This is a genomic window from Aeromicrobium sp., assembly GCF_047606445.1.
In the GTDB taxonomy this organism is placed as follows: domain Bacteria; phylum Actinomycetota; class Actinomycetes; order Propionibacteriales; family Nocardioidaceae; genus Aeromicrobium.
The window spans coordinates 1-15,598 of the sequence record NZ_JASGEK010000054.1; the positions used below are offsets into that span (position 1 = coordinate 1).

General features: G+C 71.6%; 11 protein-coding genes. All 11 read right to left on the minus strand.

What is annotated here, in order from left to right:
• Positions 1-81: 81 nt before the first annotated feature.
• The 11 genes from QM621_RS09990 to QM621_RS10040 all read right to left on the minus strand — a co-directional run bounded on the left by QM621_RS09990 (position 82) and on the right by QM621_RS10040 (position 15,594).
• Positions 82-1,209, minus strand: a complete 1,128-nt coding sequence (locus QM621_RS09990; protein ID WP_414990232.1) for an enterochelin esterase domain-containing protein — start codon at positions 1,207-1,209, stop codon at positions 82-84.
• A 3-nt stretch (positions 1,210-1,212) separates the two neighbouring features.
• Complete coding sequence (locus QM621_RS09995) at positions 1,213-2,001, minus strand: ABC transporter ATP-binding protein (RefSeq protein ID WP_414990233.1); 789 nt, start codon at positions 1,999-2,001, stop codon at positions 1,213-1,215.
• A gap of 4 nt (positions 2,002-2,005) precedes the next feature.
• Positions 2,006-3,073 (minus strand): FecCD family ABC transporter permease, encoded by a 1,068-nt coding sequence (locus QM621_RS10000; protein WP_414990234.1) that lies wholly within the window; start codon positions 3,071-3,073, stop codon positions 2,006-2,008.
• Positions 3,074-3,177: 104 nt separating this feature from the next.
• Positions 3,178-4,227 (minus strand): FecCD family ABC transporter permease, encoded by a 1,050-nt coding sequence (locus tag QM621_RS10005; protein WP_414990235.1) that lies wholly within the window; start codon positions 4,225-4,227, stop codon positions 3,178-3,180.
• A complete protein-coding gene (locus QM621_RS10010) occupies positions 4,224-5,054 on the minus strand; it encodes a hypothetical protein (RefSeq protein ID WP_414990236.1) in 831 nt (276 codons plus the stop codon). The genes QM621_RS10005 and QM621_RS10010 overlap by 4 nt, the downstream gene beginning before the upstream one ends.
• Positions 5,055-5,071: 17 nt before the next feature.
• On the minus strand, positions 5,072-10,648 hold the full coding sequence (locus tag QM621_RS10015) for a hypothetical protein (RefSeq protein WP_414990237.1): 5,577 nt from the start codon (positions 10,646-10,648) through the stop codon (positions 5,072-5,074).
• Between the two features lie 128 nt (positions 10,649-10,776).
• Positions 10,777-11,940, minus strand: coding sequence for a hypothetical protein (locus tag QM621_RS10020; protein WP_414990238.1), 1,164 nt, complete (start codon positions 11,938-11,940; stop codon positions 10,777-10,779).
• Between the two features lie 412 nt (positions 11,941-12,352).
• Positions 12,353-12,928 (minus strand): ABC transporter substrate-binding protein, encoded by a 576-nt coding sequence (locus QM621_RS10025; protein WP_414990239.1) that lies wholly within the window; start codon positions 12,926-12,928, stop codon positions 12,353-12,355.
• On the minus strand, positions 12,925-13,956 hold the full coding sequence (locus tag QM621_RS10030; protein WP_414990240.1) for an iron-siderophore ABC transporter substrate-binding protein: 1,032 nt from the start codon (positions 13,954-13,956) through the stop codon (positions 12,925-12,927). The genes QM621_RS10025 and QM621_RS10030 overlap by 4 nt, the downstream gene beginning before the upstream one ends.
• Positions 13,953-14,549 (minus strand): hypothetical protein, encoded by a 597-nt coding sequence (locus QM621_RS10035; protein WP_414990241.1) that lies wholly within the window; start codon positions 14,547-14,549, stop codon positions 13,953-13,955. The genes QM621_RS10030 and QM621_RS10035 overlap by 4 nt, the downstream gene beginning before the upstream one ends.
• A 262-nt stretch (positions 14,550-14,811) precedes the next feature.
• A complete protein-coding gene (locus QM621_RS10040; RefSeq protein WP_414990242.1) occupies positions 14,812-15,594 on the minus strand; it encodes an alpha/beta fold hydrolase in 783 nt (260 codons plus the stop codon).
• Between the last annotated feature and the right edge of the window lie 4 nt (positions 15,595-15,598).

The following is a 15,598-nucleotide window of genomic DNA, read 5'->3' on the forward strand; positions in this document are numbered from 1 at the left end:
GTCGGTGACCTGTCCACCCTATGAGCGCTCATAACGTGGACCGGTCACCGACGGAGCCCGAAACGTGGACAACTCACCGCTTCAGGGGGAGGTGAGGGTGGCGAGGGCGTCGGGGAGGGAGCCGCGCCACCAGGACATGTCGTGGCCGCCGTCGTACTCGGCGAGGTCGACGTCGGCGCCGAGGGCGGCGAGCCGGTCGGCGAGGGCGCGGTGCGGGGCGGTGAGCACCCACTCGTGGCGGCCGACCTGGAGGCGGACGGTCAGGCCCCGGACCGCCGGAACGTCCCACGGCTCGTCCTCGGTCAGCCAGAGCGAGGCCGACGAGGCGACGACCGCGTCGACCAGGCCGGGCCGCCGCAGGGCCGTGCGCAGCGCCGCCACGCCGCCGAGGCTCTGACCGGCGACCACCACGCGCCCCGGATCGCCCCAGCGCTGGCGCGCCCACGGCAGCAGCTCGTCAGCGGCCCAGGCGTCGACCACCCGGCCGGCCACGTCCTCGGTCCGCCGCTCCCCCGCCTCGACCAGCAGCGCCCGGGTCGGCGGGACGAGGCCGTCGGCCAGGAGGTTGTCGAGCGAGGTCGGCAGCACGTCGCGCCACGACTCCCCGTCGAAGACCACCAACGTCCGCTCGACCGGCCCGGCAGGCGGCTCGTAGACCCACACCCGGCGGCCACCCGGCGCGACCTCCTCGCCCACCGACCCGCGCGGGACGCCCGGACGCTCGTGCCGCCAGGGCTGCGGCGGGGCGTCGGGCAGGGCGATCACCGACTGGACCGCGCCGTCGCGCTGGCGCACCCAGTCGGCTTCACCCGGGTCGCGCCGGGCCGACGGCAAGGCCGCCCGCACCCGCACGCGACCCTCGGCGTCGAGCCAGGGGGCCGGCTCCCCCGGCCGCCGGGGCACGAAGGCGTAAGCGGCGCGCCACGTGGTCGCCAGCCGGTAGGAGCGTCGCCACAGATCCGTGCCCGGCACGCGCTCCATCAGCGAGGCGTCGAGACGATCTGGGTCGACGATCCGGTTGACGAACAGCAGCACCTCCGCCGCCTCGGCATCGCGCCACCAGAAGGTCACGACCGCCGTCCCGTCGCCCAGCTCCTCGACCAACGGTCCCCGGCCGGACGCCGCCCCGGCGGTCAGGACGTCGTCGGCCGGACCGCCTGTGACCGGGGGCGGGGTGGGGCGCGGCACGCGCGGCGGGGTCGGCGGCATGCTTCACGCCAACGGGATGACGAGCGGCGTGCCGGTCTGCGGGTCGTCGATGATCTGGCACGGCAGCGAGAAGACGTCCTCGATCAGTTCAGCGGTCACCACGTCCTTCGGCGCGCCCTCGGCGACGATCGCGCCCTGCGACATGACGATGAGACGGGTGGCGTACCGGAAGGCGAGGTTGAGGTCGTGCAGCACCGCGACGACCGTGATACCGCGCTCGCGCATGTCGCGACAGAGGTTGAGCACCTCGACCTGATGGGCGATGTCGAGGAAGGTGGTCGGCTCGTCCAGCAGCAGGATCGGCGTCTCCTGGGCGAGCGCCATCGCGATCCAGACCCGCTGGCGCTGACCGCCGGACAGCTGGTCGACGTCGCGGTCGGCGAGGTCGGCCACCCCTGCCGCGATCAGCGCGTCGACCACGGCCTGCTCGTCGGCCTGCGACCACTGTTTGAGCAGGCCCTGGTGCGGGTAGCGGCCCCGCGCGACGAGGTCGGAGACGGTGATGCCGTCGGGCGCGGTCGGAGCCTGCGGCAGCATGCCGAGCCGCCGGGCGACCTCCTTGGGCGCGAAGTCGCCGATGGCGCGGTCGTCGAGCAGCACGCGGCCGGACGTCGGCGACAGCATGCGGGTGAGCGCCTTGAGCAGCGTCGACTTGCCGCAGGCGTTCGGGCCGACGATGACCGTCAGCTCGCCGTCCAGCACCTGCGCGTCGACGCCGTCGAGGATCGGGGTGTCGCCGTAGCCGACGACGAGCCCCTCGCCGCGCAGACGGGAGTCCGTGATAGTCGACATATCGCTAAAGCCGCTTTCTCTCGACGATGAGCAGGAAAATCAGGTAGAGGCCGCCGATCGTGCCGGTGACGACGCCGACCTCCAACTCGGCCGGCGCGAAGACGCGACGGCCGACGAGGTCGCTGACGAGCACCAGCACGCCGCCCATCATCGCCGCGCCGAACATGCCGACGCCCGCCGTCCCGGTGATCTTGCGGACGAGGTGGGGCGCGGCCAGCGCGACGAAGGCGATCGGGCCGGTGGCGGCGGTGGCGACGGCCATGAGCGCGACGCCGACGCCGATCAGGACGAAGCGGCTGCGCTCGACCCGCACGCCGAGGCTCGTGGCGGTGAGGTCGCCGAGCGGGAAGGAGCTGAGCGCGCGGAACTGGACCCAGGCGACCGGCAGCAGGACCGCCAGCGCCAGCGCGACGCTCAGCGCCTCCGGCCACAGCACGGCGTTGAGCGACCCGGCCAGCCAGGACGCCGCCTCCTGCGCGCTCTCCAACGGCGCCTTGACGATGAGCAGCGAGTTGACGGCGGCGAGGGTCGCGCTGACGCCGATGCCGACGAGCACGAGCCGGAAGCCCGCCACGCCCCCGCGCCAGGCCAGCCCGTAGACGACCGCCGCCGTGGCGAGCCCGCCGACGATCGCGCCGAGCGCCACCGCCTGCGTGTCGCCGCCGACGATGATGATCTGGACGAGCGCCCCGGTGGCCGAGCCGGTCGTGAAGCCGATGACGTCGGGGCTGCCGAGCGGGTTGCCCGAGATCGTCTGGAAGATCGCCCCGGACGTGCCGAGCGCGGCCCCGACGAGCAGCGCCGTCACCGCGCGCGGCAGCCGCACGTCGGTCACGAAGTACTGGGCCAGCGGGTCGGTCGCCGTCCCGACGAAGGACGCGACCACCTGTCCGAGCGAGATCGGGTAGTCGCCGATGAGGATGCCCGCGATCCCGGCGGCCACCGCCACGGCGAACAGCGTCAGGTAGACCGGCGCGCCGCGTCGCTCGAAGCGCGCCGACCACGGCCCGACCCGCACGATGTGGTGCCGCCGCCGCAGACTCGCCCGGACGTGTGTCTGAAGGTCGGTCACGACAGTCCCTCCCGTCCGCTCCGGCACGCAGGATGATGAGTTTCGGTAGCGATAGCGACCCAAAAGCATCATCGTGCGTCCCCCGGAGGCGCGTCGTCGGGCGCTCATAGCGCCGCGATCCTTCGACGGCGGACGATGGCCACGAACACCGGCGCGCCGATCAGCGCCGCGATGATGCCGACCTCGACCTCACTGGGGCGCACCAGCACGCGGGCCAGCACGTCGGCGGTCAGCAGCCACGCGGGCCCGAGGACCAGACTGAAGCCGGTGACCCAGCGCTGGTCGCTGCCGACCATGAGCCGCGCCGCGAACGGCACCGCGAGCCCGACGAAGACCAGCGGACCGACCGCCGCCGTGGCCGCGCCGCACAAGAGCGTCACCGCGACGACCGTCCAGCGCCGGGTGCTCTCGACCCGCACGCCGAGCGCGCGCCCGGTCTCCTCGCCGAGCGCCATCGCGTTCAACGCCGGCGCGAGGACCAACGCGACGAGGAGCCCGACGGCGATGAACGGCGTGACCGTCCAGACGACCCCGTAGAGCCGTCCCTCCATCGATCCGGCCACCCAGAAGCGGAACTCGTTGAAGGCCACCTGGTCGCGCAGGATCACGGTCGTGGTCAGCGACTGCAAGGCCCCGCTGATCGCCACGCCCGCCAGCGCCAGACGCACCGGCGTGCCGGTGCGCTGTCCGACGGTCGCCAGCGCGTACACCGCGACGGAGGCGAGCGCCGCGCCGAGGAAGGCGAACCAGAGGTAGAAGCCGATGCTGCTCTGCCCGACGAGCGCCACCGACAGCACGACCGCGAAGGACGCCCCCGCGTTGACGCCGAGGACGCCGGGGTCGGCGAGCGGGTTGCGGGTCAGCGACTGCATGAGCGCGCCCGCCACGCCGAGCGACGCCCCGACGAGCACCCCGAGGATCGTGCGCGGCACGCGGTGGCCGTGGACGGCGGTCGACTCCCACGTGCCGTCCGGGCTCAGCAGCACCTCCCACGCCCGCGCCACGGTCATCGGCTTCGAGCCGACCGACAGCGACAGCAGGCAGGCCACCGCCAGCACGGCGAGCACCAGGACGACCGCCCCGGCCCTGACCGTGCCCGGCCGGGTGATCTCGGCCCGGCCGGTGGCGGCCTTCCCGCTCTGGACCGCCGTCACTCAGCGGCCGCCGGAGCCGCGGCAGCAGCCGCCGCGGCCATGGCCTTGCGACGGTGCAGCAGCGCCCAGCCGATGAAGCCCGCGCCGAGCAGCAGCGCTCCGCCGACGGCCGCGATGCCGACCGTCGGCAGCCCGCCGCTCTTCTCGTAGGGAACGACCTGGGCAGCGTCCTTGGTGTCGTCCGAGGCGCCGTCCTCCTCGCCCTCGCCGCCCTCGCCGGCGGCGTCGAGCTCGATGGTGCCCCCTTCGACCGTGGCGACGGCGCCTCCGGAGGCCCCACCGGAGCCGCCCTTGGTGTCGGTGCCCTGGGCGGGGCCGGAGACGTCGGCGAGCGCGACGGTCGGGGCGCCGCTGCCGTCGGTGACGCCGCCGGGGACGACGGTGAAGTCGTTGCCGCCGCGACGCGTGTAGCCGGTGTAGCCGATCTTGTTGCCGTCGTCGTCGAAGACGTCGCCGGTGGCGAGCATGCGCAGCCAGTGGGCGCCGTTCGCGATGTCGGCCGGCAGCACGATGGAGCCCTTGGCGTAACCCTTCGAGTCGAGTTTCTGGGTGTGGTAGACGCAGGCGCCGTGCGAGGTGTCGCTGCACATGTTGCCGTCGTCGATCTTGATGTAGACGGTCTCGTTGGCCGGGTAGCCGGCGACCTCGAAGTGCAGGACGCCGCCGGGGCCGACGTTGGTCGGCCAGACCCGGGAGGTGGTGCCGGGCGTCTCCGGTCCGGGGCCGCCCGGCGGCAGCGCCCGGGCCGGTCCGACCAGGGTCAGCGTCAGCAGGGTCAGCAGCACCCCGAGCGGGGCCAGCAGGGTCGACAGTCTCTTGTCACGCATGTCGGTGTCCTTCTCTCTCACGCGACGGGTGGGGCGGGCGGTCCGGTGTTGGGCGGGGTCCGTAGGGCGATGGCGGCCGCCGCCGAGCCCAGCACCACGAACACCGCGAGGGCGATCAGCAGCCAGGTCCAGAAGGTCGCGCCGTTCTCGATCAGGTCCTCGACGACTGACGCCACGGAGGCCTCGTTCTTCGTCTCGACTCCGTCCGGCGCGTCCGGCCCCTGCGCCGTCGTCCAGCCGACGATCGCGCCGTCGGGGCTCACGAAGGCGAGTTTGTTGAGCCCGGGCGGGATGCTCTTGAGCGAGACGGTGACCAGATGGTCGTCGCCGACCTGCACCCAGCCGACGGGCACCGGGTCGCCCTTCTCCGGGTAGAGGTACAGGTACACCCACGTGCCGGGCTCGACCGAGGGCAGCGTGACGACGAGGTTGCCCTCGCTCTCGACGCCGACGACCGGGCCGACGTTGGCCGACGTGAGGTCGCGGTAGTGCTCGACCGGAGCGGGAGGGGTGTGGCCGGGCTTGGGCTGGGAGACGGTCCCGGCCGCGAGCGCCACGCCGCCGGAGCTGCCCGAGCCGCTGCTGGAGGCGACGGCCGTGGCGCCGCTGGCGGCCTGACCGCTGGTCGCGGGCGCCGACGGGGTCTGCGGCTTCGGGGTCTCGGCCGGAGCCTCGACCTCGACCCAGGTCCAGCCCAGGGGCGAGCCGTCGCGGGCCTGGACGGCGAACTTGTTGGAGCCGACGGGAAGGGTGGCCCCGGCCAGCGGCAGGGCGATGGTGCCCGTCGCGCTCACCTGGAACCACTCGCTGCCCCACGGCAGGCGCGGCGACGGTCCGTCGAACATGCTGGCGTAGACCCAGTCGCCGGGCTCGGCGTTCGGCACCTTCACGACCCACTGCGTCGCCTGCTGGCTGACGGTGAGGCCGCCCTGGGCCGACGTCGGCAGGTCGTCGTCGACGTGCAGCGCCTCCGGCGGCGCGCTCGGCTTGCCGGGCTTGACGTCGTCGAGCGGCACGCCCTCGGCGACGACGGTGAACTCCGGCGTCGCGAGGCTGCGCGACGGGTCGGGACGCTGACCCTCGTAGTACGGGTCGGCGGCGATGGTCCGGGTCAGCAGTTGCAGCGTGTAGGAGCCCTCCGCGAAGCCCGGGACGGAGTTGGAGCGGTCCGGCAGCGGGATCTCGACGTCGAAGCTGCCGTCGTCTTCGGCCTCGATGACGTACCAGATGGTCTTGTTCGTCAGGCAGACCGTCGCCTGGCACGTGCCGACCTCGCCGGTGGCGGCGTTGACGATCTCGGCCGACTCGGCGCCCTTGTGGGAGTAGCCGCCGGCGTTGATCTTGACCGCGATGAGCGAGCCGGTGCCGACCTTGTTGCACCACTTCTGGCCGGTGAGCCGGATCGTGCCGCCGACGTTGGCGGCCGGGACGGCCATGCCGGGCGCGAGCTCGTAGGTGTACTCGGTCTCGCCGGCCGTGCACGTGCCGGTCAGCGGCGGGAGGTAGGTCTGGCCGTCGATCTCGAGCGGCGCGGACTCCCAGTGGCGGGCGACGTCGCCGGCGAGCGTGTCGGGCGAGGTGTCGATCCGCACGGCGAGGTAGTCGCCGGGGGCGGCGTCCTCGGGCAGTTCGAGGGCGGTGTCGAGGTCGCCGTTGTCGCGGGCGTCGACGACCTGCCAGATGGTCGGGTCGCCGTCGATCACGTCGGCGCCGGTGCGTCGAAGCGGCGTGCCGTCCTCGTCGACCAGGCGGACGACGAGACGCGACGGGCCGGACTTGTCGGCGGTGAGCCAGCCGTTGCCGCTGAGCTTGATCTGGCCCGAGGACGTCTCGACGGACTGTTGCAGCCAGGCCACGGCCTCGTCGCCGGCGACCTCGGAGTCGAAGGTCTGGTGCTCGTAGGCGGGCACGCCGGGACGGACCTCCTCGTCGAGGCTGTCGACGACCGTGAAGTAGAGCGAGGCTCCGCCTTGGCGGTCGGCCGGGCTGGTCAGCAGCGAGCCGGTGAGCATGCGCACCGAGTGGTTGGTGCCGGTCTTCCAGAGTTCGGCGACGTCCTGCGCCGGGGTGGTGTAGGCGTTCTCATTGGTCGGGAACGGGATCTCGACGCGCCAGGTGCCGTCGGGGTTGGCCTGCACGACCGCGTGCGAGCGGTCGTCGGTGATGGCCGCGCCGGTGACGGGGTGCTTGACCTCCCGCGTGCTGTACAGCGTCTTCGGGTCGCCGGAGAACTCGGCGTCGAGGAAGAAGTTGACGACCGAGCCGGTGGTGTCGTCGGTGGCGAGGTAGCCGCCGACGCCCTCGATGACGATGGGCTCGCCGACGACGACCTTCTCCGGCCCCTTGAAGCAGAACTCGTGGCCGGCGTCGGCCTCGCGCGGGCCGTAGTGCTTGCCGCAGTACTCGCGGATGACCGCGCGGGGCACGACGGTCAGCGTGGCGGCCTCGGTGGCGACGCCGTCCGGCGAGGCGCTGTTGGTGAACACCGCCCGGTAGCGCGTGCCGTTCTTCGCGACCGTGACGCCCGCCAGCTTGAGCGTCGCGCCGGTGGCTCCCGCGACCGGCGACCAGGTCGTGCCGTCGGTCGAGGACTCCCACTGGACGGTGGGGCTGGGAACGCCGGTGGCGCCGGCGGTGAAGACGGCGTCGCCGCCGGCCTCCACGGTGACGTCGGCCGGGTGGTCGCCGAGGCTCACCGGCACGTCGTCGGCGGCCACGGTGAGCGCGAGCGCGCGGGTCTCGTCGGTGGTCAGGCCGTTGCCGAAGACGGCCTTGTAGCGCAGGCCGTTCTGTTCGGCGGCGGTCTGGGCGAAGGTGAGCGTGCTGGTGGTGGTCCAGGCGTCGCTGTTCGTCGCGGCGACCTCGCCGCCGGTGACCTCGGTCCAGTCCTGGCCGTCGGCGCTGGAGTACCAGGTGGCGCTCGGGCGGGGCTTGCCGGTGGCCGTCGCGGTGAGCGTGGTCGGCTGGCCGGCGCCGGTGACGGCGGTGGCGGGCAGGTCGGCGGTCACGTCGACCGGTTCGGGGCTCTGGAGGCCGGCGACCCGTGAGAGCTCATAGCCGGAGGCGTTGCTGATCGCGAGCTGCAGTTGCAGGTTGTAGTTGTAGGCGGAGCCGATCTTCATCCGGAAGATCGCCACACCGTTCTCGTAGCTCACGACGAACCCGCCGTTGCTTTGCGCCGGAGTGCAGTAACCCGCCGGAGTGTCACGGCCGATGGTCAGCCAGCAGATGTCGTAGGCGCCGCTGGCCTCGTACTCGGCGCGGAACTCCACCCACTCCCCGACTGCGGCGGACTGGTCCTCCGGCTGCACCGTGATGCGGTGCGGCTGGTCGTCGCCTTCGCGCGGCGCGAGTTCGATCTCCTGGGAGGCGATCACCACATCCCCGCTGCGAAGTTGCACCTGAGCGGCGCCGGGTTTGAACTGCGCCACGTCGCCGTTGCTGTGGCCGGGGTTGGAGTTGGCTTCCAACACATAGCGCCACGGAACGGTGTAACTGCTCCTGAAGGCGTCGCCCCAGGTCTCGCTCCCGGGTACCTCCCCGTACTGATTGCCCGCCTGCATGTTGATGCTGTGGCCGTCGGGCGTCACCAGGAAGTACTTCCACGACCCGTTGGGTCCGTTGTACTCCAGATTGATCGTGTCGCCGATGCGGTACGGACCGTCGCCGACCACCTGGAACGTCGGTTCGGGTCGGGTCAGCGTGGCCGGCTCGGTGACGGTGGTCCCGTCGGCGTTGACGAAGACCGCCCGGTACTGGGTGCCGTTGGCCACGCTGTTGCCGGTGGCGGTGCCGAGGTAACCGGCGCCCACGGGCAGCGTCGAGACGTAGTCGCCGGACTCCGTGGCGCCGAGGGTGCGGGTGACGTCGTTGTTGAGCCTCCATTCCCGCGACCAGGTGTCCGTGCCGGGCAGCTTGTACTCCCACTGCACCGAGTCCGGCGGGGTGGTGGCGGCCACCTCGGCGCGGAAGTAGACGAGCATGGAGTCCTTGGTGTGCGCGGCGTCCTGCGGCTGCACCGTCACATAGGGGCGCCCGCCTACGGGGATGTCGCCCGGATCGGTCACCGTGAGGGTGGCCTCGGCGGTCGTGTCAGAGCCCTCGCTATTGGTGAACACCGCGCGGTAGCGCGTGCCGGTCATGTCCTCGGCGACGGCGTTCAGCGCGAGCGTGCCGGTGGTGGCTCCGGCGACCGGCGACCAGCTGGCTCCGTCGTCGACGGAGGACTCCCACCGCACGGCCGGCGTCGGGTGGCCGGTGGCGGCGGCGGTGAAGCTGGCGCTCTCGCCCGCCCGCACCGACGCGCTCTGCGGCTGCGTGCTCACCACTGGAGCCGTGAGCGAGGTCGGGGTGACGGTGAGGGTGGCGGGATTCGACGCAACCTCGCCCGCGCTATTCACAGCGACCGCCCGATACTTCGTGCCCGACTGCGCGACCTGCACCCCCGACAGACGCAACGTCTCACCCGTCTCACCCGCGACCACAGCCCAGTCCGTGCCATTCGTGGAAGACTCCCACCGCAGACTCGGCTCCGGCTCACCCGACGCCGACACCGAGAACTCCGCGTCGCCGCCCTCGTCCACCGTCACATCGGCCGGCTGCGCCGTGAACGACGGAACCACCGGCTCCGACGAACCACCACCGACCACCGTCACCGGATCGGACTGCACACTACGGACCACATCACCAGCCACCGACGCACCACTCACCGCGCGCAGTCGCACCGTCTGACCCGCAGCCCACGCGGCCGCCAGATTCGAATTATCCGGCGTCGGATAAGGAATCCGCGCCGACCACGCGCCCGACGCGTCCGCGAACACCGTCACCGACTCGTCGAACGTCACCCGCGGCGACTGCGTCGAGAACACGATCCCCGACGGCTGACCCTCCGACGTCAACCACCCCTCGCCCGTGACCACCAGATCCTCACCCTCGACCCACGTCGACGGCACCCACATCTTCGCCCCATCAGGAGCCGTGTACTCCACCGGCGGCTCCGACGCCTCGGCCGCGAAGGGCGTGATGACGGACGGGTCGGCCTGCGGCGCGGACGGCGCGGCCTCGTCGACGTGGGGCTCCGGGCTCGTCGGAGCGGGCGTGACGGTCAAGGTCAACGGCGCCGAGAGCGCCGAGGTCGCGGCGAGGTCGGCGGCGGGACGCAGACGCGCCTGATAGCGCGCGCCGTTCTCGGCCTCGGTGACACCGGCCAGTTCGAAGGTGTGCTCGCCGGAGACGACGCCCTCTTGCGTGAACTGCGGGTGCTGCTCGTCGGTGAGCGCGACGAACTCGCCGGCCGCTCCGGCGGCGGCATCCCAGCGCAGCAGGTCGAGGGTGTGGTCCGCGCCCTCGGCGCCGACGACCGTGACGGTCAGCTCGGCGGTCTGCCCGGCGGCGACGGTGAGCGCGTCGGCCGTCCAGGCGAGGGTCGGCGCGGTCGCCTCCGGCGTGGGCGTCGGCTCGACCTCGGCCGCGCTCGCCGGGGCCGTGGCGGACACGACCATCGAGCCCATGAGGATCAAGGCGAGCGCCAACGCCAGCACATGACGCGCCCAACGGGCGGCGTGGCGGGTCGAGGGGAGGGTCATCGCAGTCATGGCTCTCGTCACAATCGTTCAGGGCGTGCGGGGAAGGGTCGTTCAGAACATCAGGGGTGGGGCCTGCCGCGTCAGCGTGTGACGCGGCAGGCCCCGCACTTCAGCGGAGTGGCACAGCGGTCACAGACTCAGAAGGCGGCGCTCTCCACCGTGCGGCTGGTGTCCGTCGGGGACGGCTGGTAGAGGTTGCCGGAGAGCAGACGCAGCGTGTGCGACGCCGACGGGTTGAAGCTCCCGGTGCTGCTGACCCACGTGGAGCCAGTGCCCGCTCCGCTGCCGTCCGGCAACTGGATGACGACATTGGAGAAGTTGCCGCTGGAGTCCGCTTGGATGGCGTACCAGACCGACTGGTTGGCGATGTTTCCACCCACTCCGGGCTGGGGGTGGGTGGCATAGTGGCTGTCCACGTGCGAGTAGGCGCCGTCGTCGATCTTGATGGCGATGACCGAACCGGCGGCCGCCGTCGGATGCGTCCAACCCGTGCCGCTGATGGTGACCGTGGAGGCCGTCGAGCTGTTCACCGTCACCGTGGCGGCGACCGCCGCCGTGACGGTCAGCGTGCGGGTCACGGTCTTCGTGCCGTCGCTGAAGGTGATCGCGAAGCTGCCGGTCGGCGTGCTCGCGGGCACCTTCACCCGGACGATGCCCTGCGTGTTGCCGCTGGCGTCCAGATCCCACTCGCCGCTGCCGTTCTGGCCGACACCGTCAAGCACCGTGTTCGGCACACCTGCAACCGTCGCGGTGGCCTCCAGGTCGCCGTTGGCGGTGAAGCTCGTGCCGTTGAACGTCCAGAGACCGCCTTGCTGCACGCTCACCGACTCCGTGCCGCTCGCGTGGTCGCCCGGGTTGGTGACACGGTTGCCACCGGAACTGACGGTGATCGGATCGCTCGTGGCGAGCAGGACGCTCGCGGAGCTGTAGACCTTCAGGCGGTAGGCGTTGACGCCGAGCGGCGCGTTGGTCGGGACCGAGATGCCCGTGAACCCGGAGTCGCCCGCGCTGTCGAGCGGAACGCTCTGCGTGCTGCGCGCGAACGACTCACCGTCGCGCACGAGGTCGACTCGCACGTTCTGGTTCGCCTGTCCAGAGAAGTCGTAGAGGTCGTAGAGGACGCTCGCACCGGTGACCGCACCGGACAGCGCCAGGTTGATCTCATTGGTGCTCGCCTTGGCCGGGCTGGCCGTGACCAGACCCAACGCCGTGGCGATCATGGCCAGCGCGGCGACGAGGACGCTGGCGCGCCTCAGGTCGAAGGGCCGCGCGCCCCCGACCTCCATGATGGTGGTGTTCATCTGAAGCACCTTCCTCTTCCCCCAATCAGATGGGCCTGATGTCGTCGCGTCGGCGTCGGGACGACCCGCCGCACAGCGACTCCTGCCTGGTTCCCTGAGACGGACGATCCGCCATGGCGCGACCGCGCGGCCAGGGCGTCCGACCGCCCGGCGTGCGCTCCGGCTTGTGCCATGGGAGCATTCCTCTCAGGTAAGTCTGTCTTTCTTTAGGCGAGCGTAACTTACATCAGACATTTCCGTCCAGACCCCTCCCCCGATGAGACCGAGGTCACCCCTCCGCCTCCACCCCCGCCACCGCGCCTCACGACCCCCTCAAGGCGGTGAGTTGTCCACCTTTGCCCGTGGGTTGGTGGATCTTCCACCCTATGAGCGCTCACAAGGTGGATCACTCACCGACCACACGGGGAACGTCTCACAGCAGCGCGGCCTCGACGTCGAAGTCGGCGAGCACCCGCTCGGCCTCGTCGGACTTGTTCAACGCGTTCGCGACATGGCGGAAGGTCGTCTTCCAGTCCGCGCCCGCATAGCCGACGAAGTAGACCGGCGCGATCTGGCTCAGCACCTCCACCGCGTCCGGGGTGTTGCCGCCGGAGGCGTAGGTCATGATCAGGTCGGGCTTGAGCGCGGCGATGGCCTCGAAGTCGAACTGCGCGACGGTGCCGACCAGTTCGATCCCCTCCGCCTGGTCCTTGAGGTAGTTCGGCGGCCCCTCCGTGCCGCGTCCGGTGACCGAGCCGACCGGCGTGACGTCGAGGGCCAGCGCGCCGTCGAGGACCGGCTCGCTCAACGCGACCACCCGCTGCGGCGCGGCCGGCACGATCACGTCCTGCTCGTCGACGTCCTCGATCACCCGCACCGGTGTGCCGTCGGCCAGACCCGGCACGTTCTTCGCCGTCCCGTCCGACCCGTCCGCCGTCGGCGACGACCCGCAGGCGGTCAGCGTCGTGGCGAAAAGCGCGACGGCCAGCCAGTGAGCCAACCGCCTCACAGCAGCTCGGCCTCAATGAACTCGACGATGCCGCGCATCAGGATCGGGCCGCCCGTCGAGGTCCACAGGGAGCCGTCGACCAGGATGACGCCGTCGTTCTTGTACGCCGTGAGCTGGGTGAAGCCCGGCACTCCCTCGGCCTCCTCCAACGCCTTCTCCGCGCCCGCGATGTCGGCGGTGCCGCCCGCGTTCGGGTTGTCGACCGACGAGCCGCCGAGCGTGCCGAAGAACATGTAGTCGGCGTCGATCTCCTCCAGGTTCTCCAGCGAGACCGGCTCGGAATGGCCGCGCCCCTCCTTGTCCTGGTTCGGCGGGCGCGCCAGCCCGAGCGCCTTGAGCGCCATGCCCGGCGGCAGCTCGTTGAGGATGAGCGAGGCGTTCGACCCCTGCCAGCGCACGATGGAGAAGGTCTTGTCGGCGTAGCCCGCGTCGTCGAGTTTCGCCTTCACCTCAGCGGCGTAGGAGTCGAAGTCGGCCAACACCTCCTCGGCCTCGGCCTTCTTGTTCAACGCGTCGGCGATGTGGCGGAAGGTGGTCTTCCACTCCGCGCCCGCATAGCCGGCGTAGTAGACCGGCGCGATCTGGCCCAGGATCTCGACGACCTCGGGGTTGTTGGCGACCGTGGCATAGGTGAGGATCAGGTCGGGCTTGAGGTTGGCGATGGCCTCGTAGTTGAACTGCGCGACCGAGCCGACCGTCTCGATGCCCTCGGTCTGGTCGACCAGGTAGTTCGGGAATCCGCTCTGCCCGCGACCGTTGACCGACCCGACGGGCTTCACGCCCAGACTCAGCGCGCCGTCGAGCGGCACCTCGGCCAGCGTGACCACCCGCTGCGGATCGGCGGGGACGATGACGTCCTCGTCCTTGACGTTCTTCACCACCCGGACCGGCGTGCCGTCGGCCAGGCCGGGGACGTTCTTGGCGGTGCCGTCCGAGGCGTCGGCCTTCGGACCCGACCCGCACGCCACGAGCAGGGCGCCCAGCAGCGCGACGAGGACGGCCAGCAGCGGCAGCCGTCGGGCGCTCACCGGTCGCCGTCCTCCGCGTCGCCGTCCGTCGCGTCGCCGTCCTCCGCGTCACCGTCGTCCGTCTGGGCGTCGTCGTCCGTCGACGCGCCCGACCGGGAGCTGCGGTACGCCAACAGGGCCCCGCCGCCGATGAGCACCGCGAACACGAGCGCGACCGCCAGCACGGCGGGGGAGACGTCACCCTTCTCCTCGACCTTCTCCTTCTTCGGCTCCGGCGCGTTCGACTCCTCCTCGGTCAGCTCGGTCGCGCCCCACCCGAGGACCTCGCCCTCGGCGTCGAGCAGCGCGACCACGATCTCGCCCGCGGGCTGGATCGACAGGTCGATGCCGATGACGCCGTCGGTCGGCGTGAGCCATCCCACCGTCACCGGGTCCTCGTCGCCCGGATAGAGGACGGGGTAGACGCGCTCCTCGTCGGTCGCGATGGTGATGCGGGCGCCTTCTTTGACGACCTCGACGTCCCCGGCGTTCTTCTCCGTCAAGGAATCACAGTCGGGCACGGCGGGCCCGTTCTCGGCGGCCGACGTCGCCGTCGGCGCGATCACCAGGGCCAGCACAGCGCTCAACAGGAGAGCGACCAGGCGAGATGTCATGCTGTTCCTCCAAGGAACGAGAGGCGTCAAGCCCCCCTGCGATCGATCCCGCAGTGAGGCATAGCTTGCTTAGGAGAGGTTAACTTAGGTCAGACCTTTTCCCGAACTCGACCCCTGTGGCCTGGCTCTCACCCACACGTTGGCGTTGAGCGCGGGGAGGTACGTCAGCAACCTTATGAAAGCCCGAGCGGTAGCCGAGCAACCCTACGCGGCGGCGATGAGGTTGCTGAGGTACCTCACGGAACGCCGAAAGGTTGCTGATCTACCTCCCCACGCATCGGCCCACGTCCTCGCGCAGGACCCCGGGCCAGGTCTGCAACTCCTCCGGCGTGCTCGCCACGCGGAGCCGCGCGTCGGCGGCCAGCTCCACCAGCGCCTCCGCGGTGGAGACGGGATGGCCGGGGTCGTCGGTCCAGGCGAGCACGGTCGTCGGCACGTGAAATCCCGCGAGCGCGGACCGCTGCGGCAGATCGGTGAGCGCGGCGCCCCGGTAGACCGAGGGCAGCAGCGCCTCGGCCACCTCCGGTCTCGTCTCCGGCGTCCCCGCCGCGGCGGGCGGCGGCACGTGGCGGTCGGCTGCAGCCAGCCCGACCAGGCCGCCGGCCTCCACGACGTCGGCCAGTCGCCGGTACTCGTCGGCGCGGGCCGCGCGCGTCTCCCAGGCCGTCGGCGGGACGAGCAGCGTGAGACCGCTGAACCGGTCGGGGTCGAGCAGCGCCGCGTGCAGCAGCGTCGCCGCGCCCATCGACGGGCCGACGCCGTGCACCCGCTCGCCGGGGAACCAGTGGTCGAGCAGCCGCAACAAGTCATCGGCCAGCACCGGCCACACGTAGTCCTGCGGGACCGCGCGCCCGGTGGAGCGGCCGTGCCCGCGCGCGTCGTAGCGCAGCAGCCTGGTGCCGCTGAGCCCCCGTCCGAGGTCGAGGAGGAGCAGCCGGTCCCGTGCCCGGCTCGAGGTCAGCCCGTGCAACTGGACGACCGGGTGGCCGCCCTCGTCGCTCACCTCGACGTCCAGCTCCGCACCGGGGACACCGAACCTCGCCATGGCG